Annotated in this window: 15 protein-coding genes and 1 tRNA gene; 7 read left to right on the top strand and 9 right to left on the bottom strand. The window is 59.0% G+C overall.

Annotated features, from left to right (window positions below):
- Positions 1–173: 173 nt before the first annotated feature.
- Entirely contained in the window at positions 174–2,018 is a 1,845-nt protein-coding gene (locus R3D51_01000; protein ID MEZ5898046.1) for a sodium:solute symporter, read from the bottom strand.
- Positions 2,019–2,079: 61 nt separating this feature from the next.
- Positions 2,080–2,337, bottom strand: a complete 258-nt coding sequence (locus tag R3D51_00995; protein ID MEZ5898045.1) for a DUF4212 domain-containing protein — start codon at positions 2,335–2,337, stop codon at positions 2,080–2,082.
- Positions 2,338–2,793: 456 nt separating this feature from the next.
- On the opposite strand from R3D51_00995, the gene mscL reads away from it, so the two are divergent.
- Positions 2,794–3,183, top strand: a complete 390-nt coding sequence (gene mscL / locus R3D51_00990; GenBank protein MEZ5898044.1) for a large-conductance mechanosensitive channel protein MscL — start codon at positions 2,794–2,796, stop codon at positions 3,181–3,183.
- A gap of 307 nt (positions 3,184–3,490) precedes the next feature.
- Positions 3,491–3,934, top strand: coding sequence for a hypothetical protein (locus R3D51_00985; GenBank protein ID MEZ5898043.1), 444 nt, complete (start codon positions 3,491–3,493; stop codon positions 3,932–3,934).
- Here the strand turns inward: R3D51_00985 and R3D51_00980 are convergent.
- Positions 3,900–4,379: a hypothetical protein gene (locus R3D51_00980; GenBank protein ID MEZ5898042.1), complete on the bottom strand. Its 480-nt coding sequence runs from the start codon at positions 4,377–4,379 to the stop codon at positions 3,900–3,902. The genes R3D51_00985 and R3D51_00980 overlap by 35 nt on opposite strands.
- Positions 4,380–4,581: 202 nt before the next feature.
- Between R3D51_00980 and R3D51_00975 the strand changes: the two genes are divergently transcribed.
- Positions 4,582–4,655: transfer RNA gene (locus R3D51_00975), tRNA-Gly, on the top strand.
- A 119-nt stretch (positions 4,656–4,774) separates the two neighbouring features.
- Here R3D51_00975 and R3D51_00970 read toward each other — a convergent pair.
- From R3D51_00970 to R3D51_00955, 4 genes are all read right to left on the bottom strand, one after another.
- A complete protein-coding gene (locus R3D51_00970; GenBank protein MEZ5898041.1) occupies positions 4,775–4,993 on the bottom strand; it encodes a hypothetical protein in 219 nt (72 codons plus the stop codon).
- Positions 4,994–5,084: 91 nt separating this feature from the next.
- Entirely contained in the window at positions 5,085–6,203 is a 1,119-nt protein-coding gene (arsS, locus tag R3D51_00965) for an arsenosugar biosynthesis radical SAM protein ArsS (protein ID MEZ5898040.1), read from the bottom strand.
- A complete protein-coding gene (locus tag R3D51_00960) occupies positions 6,204–6,536 on the bottom strand; it encodes an arsenosugar biosynthesis-associated peroxidase-like protein (GenBank protein MEZ5898039.1) in 333 nt (110 codons plus the stop codon).
- Between the two features lie 194 nt (positions 6,537–6,730).
- Complete coding sequence (locus R3D51_00955; GenBank protein MEZ5898038.1) at positions 6,731–8,098, bottom strand: glycosyltransferase; 1,368 nt, start codon at positions 8,096–8,098, stop codon at positions 6,731–6,733.
- Positions 8,099–8,439: 341 nt separating this feature from the next.
- Between R3D51_00955 and R3D51_00950 the strand changes: the two genes are divergently transcribed.
- Both R3D51_00950 and R3D51_00945 read left to right on the top strand, forming a co-directional pair.
- On the top strand, positions 8,440–9,339 hold the full coding sequence (locus R3D51_00950) for a transporter substrate-binding domain-containing protein (GenBank protein ID MEZ5898037.1): 900 nt from the start codon (positions 8,440–8,442) through the stop codon (positions 9,337–9,339).
- A gap of 93 nt (positions 9,340–9,432) precedes the next feature.
- Entirely contained in the window at positions 9,433–10,713 is a 1,281-nt protein-coding gene (locus tag R3D51_00945; protein MEZ5898036.1) for a glycoside hydrolase family 3 N-terminal domain-containing protein, read from the top strand.
- An 11-nt stretch (positions 10,714–10,724) separates the two neighbouring features.
- Here the strand turns inward: R3D51_00945 and R3D51_00940 are convergent, their stop codons facing one another.
- Positions 10,725–11,114: a tautomerase family protein gene (locus R3D51_00940; GenBank protein ID MEZ5898035.1), complete on the bottom strand. Its 390-nt coding sequence runs from the start codon at positions 11,112–11,114 to the stop codon at positions 10,725–10,727.
- 100 nt (positions 11,115–11,214) lie between these two features.
- Complete coding sequence (locus R3D51_00935; GenBank protein MEZ5898034.1) at positions 11,215–11,718, bottom strand: DnaJ domain-containing protein; 504 nt, start codon at positions 11,716–11,718, stop codon at positions 11,215–11,217.
- Positions 11,719–11,807: 89 nt separating this feature from the next.
- On the opposite strand from R3D51_00935, the gene R3D51_00930 reads away from it, so the two are divergent.
- Positions 11,808–12,359 (top strand): YkgJ family cysteine cluster protein, encoded by a 552-nt coding sequence (locus R3D51_00930; GenBank protein ID MEZ5898033.1) that lies wholly within the window; start codon positions 11,808–11,810, stop codon positions 12,357–12,359.
- A 168-nt stretch (positions 12,360–12,527) separates the two neighbouring features.
- Entirely contained in the window at positions 12,528–13,064 is a 537-nt protein-coding gene (gene sodC, locus R3D51_00925) for a superoxide dismutase [Cu-Zn] SodC (GenBank protein MEZ5898032.1), read from the top strand.
- Positions 13,065–13,088: the final 24 nt, after the last annotated feature.

Genomic DNA, 13,088 nt, shown 5'->3' with positions numbered 1-13,088 from the left:
TAAATGCCGGGTTAAAGTTTGTGTCCGAACCCTGGCGATTGCGATTTCTATTTTTTAGACAGAGGGTTGCGCGGCAGCGCAGCTTGCCTCGTTTTAGCTGTATGGCCGGACGGGCGCTGAGAGATTGGCGTTGATTCGCCAGACGTTGGGTTGGGTGATGCCGCGGGATTTGCCTACTTGCGAGCGTGCTTCTTGATCTCGAGCCGGCGCATCTCGCGGTCGTAGATGATCTCGCCGCCTGGAATGCGGATGTCGCGTACGACTTCGAGATCGTGGCGGCTCGTTTCCGGGAAGGCGCTCGACAGCGCCATGGCCACGATCGTGGCAAAGGGCAGGCCGAGGACGCCGGCAATGGCGCTGGGAAGTCCCAGGATCCCGGCCTCGGACATGAAGATCGCCATCGCCGCGACGCCAAACCCCGTCAACATGCCGGCCAGCGCCCCATTGTGGGTGAGGCGCTTCCACCATATCGACAGCACCAGCAGCGGGAACAGGCTGGCGCTGGTCAGGGCGAGAGCCCAGAGCACGAGCTGCAGCGGGTCGGTGGGCGCCAGCAAGCTGAGTACCGCTCCGCTCAACGCTGCAACGCCTACGAAGGCTCGAGCCGTCCAAACGCGTGATGGACTTGCAGAAGGCTCCCAATTCGAGCCCTGCACCACGTCCTCAGCCAGGATTGCGGACAGGGCCATCGTGGTCGCGCAGATCGAGGCAAGGCTCGCCGCCAGTGCGCCGGCCATACCAAGGTACATGTATGAGCGTGGAAGTCCGACGGCGACGCCGGTGGCGAAGATGATGCCGTCGCGATCGAACGACATGGCGTCGTAGCCAATCGAATTGCCTTGGTCGGCGCCCTCGGCCAGAGACATGAAGCCCAGGTTCATCAGGTCGGTGATGGATTGCGGCAACGCCCCGACCCGCTCCGTCATGATGAAATCCAACACGAAGTCGCGCATGAAGACGGCAAGGGACGAGATCGTCAGGAGGACGATGCCGAACAGTACGGTCGCCCAGCCCAGCGATTTCCGCGCGTCATAGACGGAAGGTGTTGCGGCAACCCGGGGCAACAGCCAGGGAGCGGCGGCAAGTCCTGTTGCAATCATGAGGACGCCCAATGCGAATGCGGGTGCGCCGATTGAGCCGAAGGGCTGGGTGTAGGGCTTTGTGATGTGCTGCAATCCCTGGCCGGGAAGATCGAAGGCGAGAGACGCGGCGTTTATGACGGACAATCCCTGGGGCACCTCGTTACGCACCATGTTGCGCACCAAAGGCCCGTGCATGAGCTGGGGAACCGGAAGGCTCGTGACCAGTGTCGCGATGGTGGCGGCAACAATGGCCAGTCCGAGGATAGCGGCCACAGATTGCGCGACGGCCGCCCAGGTGAAGCTTCTCTTGCCGCCAGGAACGACAATGACGATGACCGTTGCCACCAACACGGCCATCATCGTGCCGGGTCCGTAGCCGGTGAGATGCGCCGCGACGCCAGCGCCGATGTGCAACTCTGCGGAGAGCACAAGAAGGATTGGCACCGCCGTGACCATGGCCGCCACGATGCGCAGCGATCGGCTGTCAAATCGTCTGCCCAGGTAGCTCGGCACCGTATAGGCACCGAACTTGCGGTAGAAGGGTGCCAGCAGCATCGCCATCAGAACGAAGCCCGCAAGCCCGCCCATCATCAGAACCAGCGCATCGAAGCCGGAGAGGAAGAAGGCGCCGGTACCCGCGACCAGCATCGTGCCGCCGCAGGCAATGATCGCCAGCAGCATTCCGGTATAGCCAGCGGGTACACGGCGACCGGCCGCGAAGTAGTCCAGCGGCTGCTTGGATGCGACGGCCGCGCCGATGGCGACGTAAAGAATGAGGGGACCAGCAAACAGTCCCATCCGAAGAAGATCGTCGCTGATGCTCAGTTGCTCGAAGATCAGCGAAAGCAGGAACAGTGCCGCAAACAGCGCCGCAAAGATGCTGAAGTAGGTCCCCAGCCGCGGATTGATCAAACGTGTTCGCGAGGAAAATGACATCTTTTAGAGGGCTACCCTTGGCTGGCGGGACCTGCGAGGCGGAAGGACGGAATGCGCGTGCTCAGAGATCTTCGTTGGCGCCGTGCCAGTGGTCGATGGCGTTCTGGCGATTGACGTAGCTTGCAACCGTAACTACGGCGACCAGGAAGAAGCCATGAGCGGCCAGGAAGTAGCCGAGAGGAAAGCCCAGGAAGCGGTTGGTATTGAGTTGCTCGGCGTACATCGGCAGCACCAGCATGACGCACACGAAGGGCACGAGACTGGCGATGAGCTGCCATTTCGTGGACCGCCAATAGGGCTTGCGTTCCTTACGTTCCATGATCGTGTCTCCCCTCAAGACCCTTGGCGTCGCTTTTGGACCTAAGGATCAAGCGTCCCCGTCGGCCGCGCGGCTCTGGCTCACCGCTTTAGCAGGCCAAATCCTGCGCGTCAGCGCCGGTCAATCGCGCCATGCACAGTCGCGGCCGTCCCCCCATGGTGCCAAAGCCCAGGTTCCAAACAATTCCAACCAGATTCCGACCTGAACCGTTCTGACCGGGATTCATGGCCAAATATTGTGATCCAGTGAATGAGACCTCCGCTTTTCCAGGGCAAATCGCTACGAGTGCTCAGATTGCTCTTCGGACTGATGTATCCTAGCTTCGCGGCGAATCGTCCGGTCTTGTTGTGACCGGCCTATTCCTTACGAGGGGCAGCGGTTCCCGGCCTACGGGCCCGACCTCCCGACAACACTGAAGCCGTTTAACAACGACACCCAGGGGAAGGACCTTCAAACATGAGCATGTTGCAGGAATTCAAAGAATTCGCCATGCGCGGCAACGTCGTCGATCTCGCCGTCGGCGTGATCATGGGCGCCGCGTTCTCGCCGATCGTTTCGACGCTGGTCGACAATATCATCATGCCGCCGATCGGCTATCTGATGGCGGGCGTCGATTTCTCCACCCTCTCTGTCGGGTTGCCGACGCCGACCGAACCCATCGAGATCAGGTACGGTCTGTTCCTCAACGCCATCATCAAGTTCATGATCACGGCCTTCGCCATCTTCATGCTGATCAAGGCAATCAACACGATGAAGAAGCCGGCTCCTGCAGCGGCTCCCGCAGCCCCGCCCCCGACCGAGGTCTATCTGAAAGAAATTCGTGATCTGCTCGCGGCCAAGAAGTAACAGCCGCAGGCGCGATCCGTAGAAAGCGAAGCCCCAGTCTTTGGCCGGGGCTTTGATTTTTTCACCAGGCGGAATGGTGAGGCGGGATGGACGGGCGGCGCATCCTTTTCCGCCAGAGCGAGCTGTGCTAGACCATCGGCGAGCGCGGGCGTAGTTCAATGGTAGAACGGCAGCTTCCCAAGCTTTTTTACGCTCGTTTCAATCAGAGTGTTACAGCGTTTTGGCACTGATTTGGCACTTCGTTTTTGACACAAGATGATGCAAGTTGAGAAAGCTCCGTGAGGGGCTTTTTGTTTGTGGGGGATAGATGAAGAACATCGAGCAGTTCAATTTGTGCGCTGCACATCTTCTCGTGAAGCTACACAATCACTTCCCTGTAGGTATCAAGCTTAGACCTGCAGAGATTGTTCGGGAGTTAAACGGTGCAATAGCCGATGGCGTGGTGAACAAGGTCGATGCGAATACGTTTGTCGCCTACACAGTACGTTGGTTAGTGCAAACAGGGTATTTTTTAGAGAGGGAAGGCACTACCACGGCTAACAACAAGTATGTGCTGTCGCCGAAGGCCTTTGAGGCCTTAAACGCTGCACTACCCGCTGCGCTTGGTGGAAAGACGAAAGAGGAACAGAAAACGGTCGGCGAAAAGTTGGCTGAGGCTGCTATGACTACTGGTAAGGAAGCTGGAAAAGAAGCCAAGACACAAACCATTAGGCAGATCATTGGTTGGATTTTGGGCTTGGCGTTTTCGTGATGAGGTCGTGCTCTACGAGGTAGGTGAGCATCTTGGCGCGGGCGTCGGCTTCTGTGTCCGCGTATTCTCGGTGCTCCCGTTCTCCGCCATGATTTAGCTCGCAGCACCATGATGCTTCGGCATAGCCGCTGTAGCTAATGATCATCATACTCTTCGGCAACATATCCCCCAACTCAGCGACGGTGAATGCGGAGCAGGCAGCGTCACGTATCTTCTGTCGCTCATTCGGGAACGGGAGAACCACAGCAGCAGTGAGTAGATGTCGCGAACTTACTGTGACGCGGTGGTCACCAATATTGAACTTCTCGTCGATGACGATGCCCGCGTTGTAGGACCTCGAGATGCTGGATGATTGCTCCCAATCGAAATAGCTGTCCTGCTTCACTCCCAATTCCTTCAACCTCTTCGCCAGCTCTAATGAGCACACTTGGTCTTCTAGTTTCATATAAATTCAGTGTACGCTTTAACAGCATCTCGGCAAGCTGAGGATGTGGATAAGATTTGGCACCTAATTTGGCACTTTTAGCACTCGGCTAGACGATGCAGGTTGGCTAAGGTATTGATACGACTTGAGGCGAGTTCAGTGACTTGAAAGTGCGAAAACAACAGCTTATTCAACTGCTGTGTCTTGCTAAGTCATTGATATTGCGGGCGTAGTTCAATGGTAGAACGGCAGCTTCCCAAGCTGCATACGAGGGTTCGATTCCCTTCGCCCGCTCCATCCGCGTCCGCCACGCTGTAGACTGCTGCGCGGACGTGGGCGTGCTACGGCGGGATCAGTTTCGCTGACGCTCTAGCGAATTTCGAAAAGCAAAAGCCCCGCTCATCGGCGGGGCCTATTCATAACTCTTCGATCTTGCGGGCAAGCTCGTCGCGCTCAGGACCGTTCCATTCGACGTCCAGGCCGAACTTGATCGTGCACTCGATGTCGGGGACGTTCCTCAAGACCTCAAGAACTTCTTCTTGAGTGTCGAACTCCCCAAATAGCTCACTCTCACTGCCAACAACCGTATAACGCTTCCATGGGACTCCAGGGTCACTTGAAAGCATTGCTCTCATTGTCCGCTCCGCTATTAGCTCCGCTTCATCCTTGCCTCTTGACACTCAAAGATGCGCGACTCGTTTGCGTACGTCAAATTGAATAGGCGCATCATGCGGTCTGGCCGCCGCACGAACTGCCTGCACCTGCGGTGCAGCCAAAGCAGTGACGTGCGGTGACGATCGAGCGGCGGTGCCAGCTCTTCTCGTTGAAATCGGCGATATGAGCGTTGCTAGCCGGTTCGAGCGTGAGGTCGAGCATTTGGTTAAAATCGCAATCGTAGAGTCGTCCGTCCCAGCTGACCGACAGCGTGTTGCGGCACATGAGACCGTCCACGGCGGATGGATTGAAGGCGGCCACCAGCCGCTCCATGTAGGCGTTGAGATTTCCAGATGTCTCCAGCCATTCCAGAAAGCGCGAGATCGGCATGTTGTTGAGCACGAACAGCCGGTCGAAGGTGACGCCGTGCGTGCGCGCGAGCGCTTCGCGCCATTCCTGCTCGAGGGTCGCCTGCGAGGCCCCGAGGAACGCGCCTGAGGGGTTCGAGACAAGCGTCAGCCGGTGGGCGGGATCACCTTTGCCATAACCGGCGGCGTTCAGCATCGCCATGGCTTTCATCGACTTGTCGAAGACGCCCGCGCCGCGCTGGGAGTCGGTATTGGGCCGGCGATAGTGCGGCAGCGAGGCGACGATCTCGACGTTGCGTTCCGCCAGCCAGTCGATCAATCCGGCGTTGCGCGGCACCAGAAGGATCGTGAGATTGCAACGGTCCATCACGTGCTTGCCCGCCGCTACGCTGGCATCGACCAGATCGCGAAAGCGCGGATGGAGTTCGGGTGCGCCGCCGGTGAGATCGACCGTCGTGGCCGAACTGCGTTGGATGGCGGCAATTACCTGATCGACGGTTTCGTCGCTCATCATCGCGTCGGTGCGATCAGGGCCGGCATCGACGTGGCAATGCCGGCAGGCCATGTTGCACAACTTGCCGAGATTGACTTGAAAGATGTCGAGCTTGGCAGGTTTGAGCGGCCCGCCCGTCAGATCCTCGAATGCGATCTGGCGGCCGTCCCTCTCGATTGGCACGGCGTCAAGCATCTCAAGCTGAGCACGGGTGGACGACAGCGGCGCGTGTCGGCGCTGCAGGCTTTGCGCGGCGCGTGGCGATTGCGCATCGGATGCAACCGCGTCGGCCACTTCCTTGAAACGGCCCGGCGGGATCAATTCCGTCATCTACATTCCCAGCTTGTTGGCTTTTTCGCGCATCTGCATGCCGTGAACGAGAGAGGCGCCGCCACGAATGGCAACAGCCACGTGAAGCGCCTCCGTCATTTGCTCGATGTCGGCGCCCTTCTGCTGGCAGTCCTGTGTATAGGCGTCGATGCAATAGGGGCACTGCACGGCATGGGCGACGGCAAGCGCGATGAGGCTCTTTTCGCGCGCAGTGAGTGCGCCATCGGCGAAAACAGCGCCGTAGTACTCAAAAAACTTTTTTCCGAGATCGGGCTGCACGTCCGCGATCTTTCCGAAGTCCGCGAGGTGCTGAGTGTCGTAGTAGCCGGCCATGAGGTCATCCCCTGTTGTTTTCTTCGCAAGCCCGAGCCCAACGAAAGGCGGGCCAATGTGCACGAGCCTGATCGAAAGGCCAAGGCTGATAAACGCACCGTGCGCGCGACCAGGGCCGCAGGGTTGGTCCCAGGCTTCGACCTCGCGGAGGTTCGACGGGAGACGGCTCATCGTTACAAGAACAAGAACGAACTTTATGGCATCGTTTCGCGACCGGAGCCCGTGTGTGTGGTCTTTGTCCAATGGTAGGGACGACGGACGAATTCGGCCCCGGCCATATATGCGGCCCCCGATATCATGAGCCAATAGACCGGAAGTCCCAGAGTTGCTCGCGCCAGCCAGGGCTTGGAGCGTCTACGGGCGCACGCAGCGCCGAGCATCATGGCAGAGGCGTAGCTCGCCAGGACGTTTAGGGCATAGGCACCGTAGACAGCCACCTTCCAGCCCGAGTCTGGGGCGCTGAACGGTGCGCCCTGAGCAAGATGAAAGGCGAGGACAACAAAAATCAGCGGATGGACAAGTGCCGAGAGGATCAAGCCACCGAAGATCATTTGGAAGCCCAGAAAGGCCGACGGGCCAAGGTCACGCCAAAGCCGGGCAGGGTTGCGCATGTGCACCAGATAGGTCTGCATCCAGCCTTTGATCCAGCGGGTGCGCTGTCCAAACCATTGCGCGAACGTCGCGGGCGATTCTTCCCAGGTATCCGATGAGACGACGGCCACCTTGTAACCCAGCCTGGCCAGTCGGAGGCCGAGGTCGGCATCCTCCGTCACGTTGAACGGGTCCCATCCTCCTGACCGCTCAAGGGCTTCGCGGGAGAAATGGTTGGACGTCCCGCCGAGAGGGAGGGGAAACCCCACGCGCGCGTAAGCAGGCAGAAGGGCAAAGAACAACGCGGCGTATTCGAGGGTGAATTGTCGGGTGAAAAATGTGTCGCCGGGATTGTAGATGTCGAGGCGCGCTTGCACGCAGGCTAGTTGATTGCCCGATACGTGCATGGCGCGAGCGGCGACCTTGAGCTGATCGGGGGCAGGTGCATCCTCCGCGTCGTAGACGGCGACGATCTCCCCGGTCGCGAAGGTGAGCGCGTAATTCAGCGCGCGCGGTTTGGTGCGCGGCACGCCTGCGGGGACCGTCAGCACCTTCATGGATTCCGTGAGCGCGGATGCTTCGAGCGCCCGCCGTGTCGCCTCGTCCTCTTGTTCTGTGACGAGCAGGACTTGAAGGCGATCGGTCGGGTAATCGAGAACTGCTAAAGACCGCACGAGGGCCTCGGCTACCTTAGCTTCGCGGTAGAGGGGAACGATGAGCGTGTAAGCAGGCCAGGTTTCCGGATCCGTGCCAGACCCTTGAACATGGTTCGTCTTTGAGCCTTCATCGCTCGACAGATGCCACAACGCCGCCAGCCGCAAGGCTGTGATGCAAAAGAACGGCAAACTGAGCAGAGCAAAGCCCAACGTTCCCGCAAATCCCGGCGCCGCGAACCACAGGGCAATGGCGAGCCAGGCAACACTTGCGAAGGCGATGCATTGGGAGCGGGTAATGAGTACATCGGCTGACATTTCGGGATGCGCCCGTCGCAGCCTATTCAAGGCGCTGTCCAACCGAACGGAGGTCTCAATGTCGGGACTCAACGGCAGATGCGAGGGCTGGGAGGCCGAATCACATTCGGAGGGCGCATCCGTCAGCGGGCGCGCAACGCCAGGGGCAGCGGGGCTGTAATCTCCCGTGCGTATCGTTGTCCGTGTCTCTATTTCGTCCCCCGCACGCAACATGCGCGCCATTTCCCCCACAAGTCTTGCCCGTTCTGCCCCGCCACACTATAGCCAGGGGCGCAGCGTTGAGTTAGGCGTCGAAGGTAGAAGACCACAAGCTCCTGATAAGGACGATTGGCATTCAGCGCATGAAAACATCATCCGCACAGACTTCAAGTGGGCGTTCGTCGAACGTAGCAGTCAAAAAGGCCGCGGCGGTCGCTTTGCTTCTGACGCTCGTTTGGTGCGATGCACAGGTCCAGCCTGCGGTTGCGCAGAGTATCAACAACCCTGCGGGAGAAGCCGTAGTATTGTCGGGCAAGACGGCCGCGGAACGTCCTGCGCGGCGCGTGGTGATACGATTTCTGACCGATAGCGATTTTCCTCCGTTCAATTTCTACGACGAGGAAGGTGCGTTGGTCGGGTTCAATGTCGATCTTGCGCGCGCTATCTGCCTTGAGCTGAACACGTCTTGCGACATCAAGAGCCGGAGCTGGGAAGATCTCATCCCCGGGCTGAAATCGGGAGAGGCGGACGCAATCATCGCAGCGCAGAAGGTTACGAAGACCGCACTGGCCGATGTGGACTTCAGCGACCGCTACTTCCATACGCCCGCGCGGTTCGCCGGCCCCAAGGAGGCGGAGGATTTAGAAATCTCGCCGTCGGGCCTTTACGGCAAGCGCATTGCTGTGGCGCGCGGGACCGCGCACGAGGCTTATCTGAAGTTCTTTTTCCGGGACAGCCCGCTTGTTGTGTTCGAGAACGCGGATCTTGCGCACGAAGCTGTTGCTTCGGGTAAGGCAGACTATGTTTTCGATGACGGCATTTCCCTGGCCTTCTGGATCAACGGGACGCTGTCGCGGCAATGTTGTGAGATGAAGGGCGGGCCATTCTTGGAACCGAAGTTCTTTGGCGATGGTTTGGCTATTGCGCTTCCCAAGGGTGATCTGGAGCTGAAGGCACTGATCAACGAAGCCCTGCGCAAGGTGAGGGCGTCAGGGCGCTTCGAGGAACTGGTTCAACGTTACTTTCCGGTTCGGATTTACTGAGTGCAGCCTTAATATTTGACGACGGATCATCTTCCCTCTTCAAATCTCAAGTTGTGGCGTTGTGGCCGCATCAGGATCGTAAGGTGACACCTAATGAGGCCGCAGTCCGCCATCGTTACACTTCTCGCAGGGGCGCTGCTTTTATTGCCGTTTGGCGCAGAGCCTGCGTCTGCGCGCAAATCGCATAAGGCTTCCTCTTCAAGTCGTACCGCTCATGTGCACCACAAGCCTCATAAGCAGCGTCTGGCAAAGACAGAAGCAGAAACAGAGTTACCAGAAGCGGCGAATGATCTGTCGGCCAAAAATGCCAACACGCCATTGCTCAATCGGGCAGAGATTTTAAGCTCCGATACTGAACGGCTGGGCCGATTGGGCCGCCACATCATTGTCGGTTATCACCTGCTCTCGGAAGTCAAGGCGCTGGTGGAGGCACGTGCGATCGCCGGAATTTTTATAACGGATCACAATGTGCGCGGGCGCAAAGCGGACGATGTAAAGGCTGACATCGACGCCCTTCAGCAGATCCGTCGAGAGCAGGGACTGCCTCCGCTGATCGTCGCTGCTGATCAAGAGGGCGGTGCGGTCTCGCGCCTATCCCCGCCGCTTCGTCGCCAGCCGTCGCTCGGAAAACTTCTCGCCAAGGTCGATCACGATGTCGACCGGCGTCCTATCGTGGAGAACTATGCGCGCACGCAAGCGGCGGAACTTTCGCGCGTCGGTGTCAACATGAACTTCGGCCCCGTGGTCGATCTGAAGCTAGATCCCAGCAACCGCAGCGATGGCGAAACGCGCCTGCGTCTGCGCGCCATTTCATCGGATCCCTATACGGTCGCGAAGGTCGCCGGCTGGTACTGCGATACGCTCGCGGAAGCGGGCATTTTATGCACATTGAAGCATTTCCCCGGGCTCGGCCGCGTCAAGCGCGACACGCACGTCGCCAGTGCGGAGATCTCCGCCACCGAAGGTACCCTGGAGCTGAACGATTGGGTTCCGTTTCGCCGTCTGATGGGCAAGCCCAACGTCGTGACCATGTTGGGACACGTGCGCGTAGGCGTTCTCGATAAGACAGCACCCGCTTCCTATTCGCGAACAATTGTAAGCACACTGATGCGCGAAACCTGGGAAAATGAAGGCCTGCTCGTGACTGACGATTTCAGCATGGGTGCCATCACGCGCGGCAAGCCCGGGTTGGGTGCGGCCGCCGTCAAGGCTCTCAATGCAGGAGTGGATTTCCTGCTGCTGTCCTACAGCGAGAAGCACCTGGACACGATGTATTCGGCGTTGCTGAAAGCCGACGAGTCCGGTGAGCTGGACGAAAAAATGCGCGCACAAAGCCGCGCGCGCATCGATAACGTATTCGCTGTCAGGCCCTGAATCACAGCCTTCTAAAGTTCACCTGTCAGGAACTGCGCGCGGCCGTGCCCGAACGACCAGTCTTCGTCGGTGTTGGAGACCATGGAGATCACGACGTCGGCCGGTTTGATGCCGCAGCTCTTCTCCAGCTCGGCAACGAGCAGGCGATAAAATGTTTCTTTCAGCTCGCGCGGCCTTGGCCGTGTGGTCACCTGCAAGAAGACGACATCCTTCGTGCGCGCAATGCCAAGGCCGGTGTCTTCGATGATCATGCGCGAGGGTTTGTGCTCGTGGACGATCTGATAGCGATCTCCCTCCGGCACCTTGAACGCTGCGAGCATGGCGCGATGTGCGGCGTCGAGCAGGGTGGCAAGCTGTTCGTCCGTGCGTCCCTCGATAAGATCAAATCGCAATAGCGGCATGAGTTGCGTTCCTCGCTCTCGAATATGGCAGAGGCGCGGGTTAGCCGCTGGCGCGCGCAAAGGCAAGGCGCAGTTTGCTGCAGGAAGACGTAGGGGCCGCTCAGGCGCCGCGGCGCGAGTAGATAGGCTGTTGCTTCTGCCCGACGTATCGCAAAGCCTGGAAGGCTGCGTTTACGTTCTTGCTCATCGCTTCCAGGTAGGCCTTGACCTCTTTGGGTAGGTCGATGGCGGCGTAACGGTCGGGATGATAGACCTTGGACAGACGATGGTAGGCATCGCGGATCTGCTCGAATGAGGCACCCTTTTCCAGCCCGAGAACGCGGTGCGGATCGAAGTTGCGCGCATCCGGAATGAACAGCGCGGTCGCAACGTTGCGTGGAGGTGCGATGACCTTGACGTTCCGGATGTCGCCCTTGGGCACGAAATTGCCGCCGCCTTGAAACCCCTCCACGTATAGGAAGGCTTCCTCGCCATCGAGAAGTTTATGCACGCCACGGCCCGCCGGCAGCACTGCGCGGCCCGCGAGCACGCCGCCATCGGCCATCGTGATCTCGACGGCGATCAGAGTCTCGGCACGGTTATCGACACGGTTGCGTTCGAACATGGTATCGGCTGTTGTTGCTCGCCTCCAACTTATGAGGCACCAGTGGAGAACGTTTCGTTAACGTCTTGCCGTTTGGCCGGGATAATTTCATGCAACTAAAATCGCAAGCTGAAAACGAATTGGTAGCGGGCCGCTCCTGCGAAGGATGCACGATGTGTTGCAAACTTCTGAGCATCGAAGTGCTGGAAAAGCCTCGCGGTGTCTGGTGTCCACAATGTGACAAGAAACGCGGTTGCACAATCTATGAAGACCGCCCTGTCGCCTGCCGCACCTTCTATTGCGGATATAGGAGGATTGTAAGCATCGACGAGAGGTGGAAGCCTTCACACGCAAAGTTCCTCATCAACTATGAGGCTGCTCACAACCGAATTGCAATACACGTCGATACGAGCAGGCCGGATGCGTGGCGGGTTGCGCCGTATTACGCTGCAATTAAGGACTGGGCGCGCACGGCGGAAGCGCAAGGTGGAACCGTTGTGGTGTGGGCCGGGCCAAACGTAACGGTCGTGTCACCCGAGCGGGACTGGGAGCTGGGTGCATTGCGAGAGAACCAATACATCCTGCCGATAGACCGGCCTGTAGGCGGTGGTGTCGTCCGGGAGTACATCGCCGTTGAAGCTGACGATCCGAGACTGGGATAGTCAGCTCCCATAGTCCAAAAGACTCGTTTCGGGATGCAACCGTTGACCGCAGCGGCGCGTCTAACCATATCGTGGGATGTCGTCCGGTCCTGGCGGTTCTTCTTTCCGGCGGATGCGACGGCTCTTGCCTATTGGTGCAACGACGAACCGCTCCGAGGAAAAGCCTACATGAAAAAATTCTCCCTTCCGATAGCCGCGCTCGGCGCCGCGCTTATGATGGCGCCCACCGCAGCTCTTTGCGAAACCGCGTCGGTAACGATAAACGCAATCTCTGCCGAAGGCGTCGGCGACGAGATCGGAAAGGCAACGATTTCCGATAGTGATAAAGGCGCCGTCATCGACATCGAGGTGAAAGGCCTGTCTGCTGGCGAGCACGGTATGCACATCCACGAGAAGGGTGATTGCGGACCGGGCGAGAAGGACGGCAAGAAAGTGGCCGGTCTGGCCGCGGGCAGCCACTTCGATCCGGCCAAGAGCGGTAAGCACGAAGGCCCCGAAGGCCACGGCCATATGGGCGATCTGCCCAAGCTGACGGTCGAAGGTGATGCGACCAAGGCATCCCTGACCGCTCCGAATGTGAAGGTCGCGGATGTGGTCGGTCGCTCATTAATGATCCATGCGGGCGGCGATAATTACACCGATCAACCCGCCCTCGGCGGCGGCGGTGCGCGTGTTGCCTGCGGCGTGATCAAGGCCGCGCAGTAAACGAAATAATCGTTGAAACGAGAC

The sequence above is a fragment of the Hyphomicrobiaceae bacterium genome (assembly GCA_041397645.1).
GTDB lineage: Bacteria > Pseudomonadota > Alphaproteobacteria > Rhizobiales > Hyphomicrobiaceae > Hyphomicrobium_B.
This window is presented reverse-complemented; position numbering and strand designations above follow the sequence as displayed.